Origin of the sequence: Streptococcus suis (assembly GCF_002960445.1) — a bacterium.
GTDB lineage: Bacteria > Bacillota > Bacilli > Lactobacillales > Streptococcaceae > Streptococcus > Streptococcus hyiners.
The window spans coordinates 1-325 of the sequence record NZ_POJD01000253.1; the positions used below are offsets into that span (position 1 = coordinate 1).

The following is a 325-nucleotide window of genomic DNA, read 5'->3' on the forward strand; positions in this document are numbered from 1 at the left end:
AAGATATTTGAATGAATGAAATCCAATAGTCTCATACAAACAATCCCCCTCGAACTTAGAAGACGAGGGGGATTATTCTATAGCGGAAATTACAGCCCAAAATTATTACTCTGTGAATCACGCTTTCACTTCGTAGCCCATCAAAAGTCCACCTTCTTCAGCATAAAAACTGCATAGACCTGATGTTGCAACTTCGTCAATAACAGCCGTTGGAAAACTTGCTTTTACCAACTCTGAGAATTGTTGGAAGAACTTAGCATTGTTGCGGTGGGCCATAACAATTCGACCACCATCATAGCCTGCTTTTTTCATTTCTTCAAAGGCT

1 pseudogene is annotated in these 325 nt (G+C 40.0%); it reads right to left on the minus strand.

The features are described from left to right. Positions 1 to 117 precede the first annotated feature (117 nt). Positions 118 to 325 (minus strand): annotated as a pseudogene (locus C1G53_RS09320) (fatty acid-binding protein DegV); the annotation flags it as partial.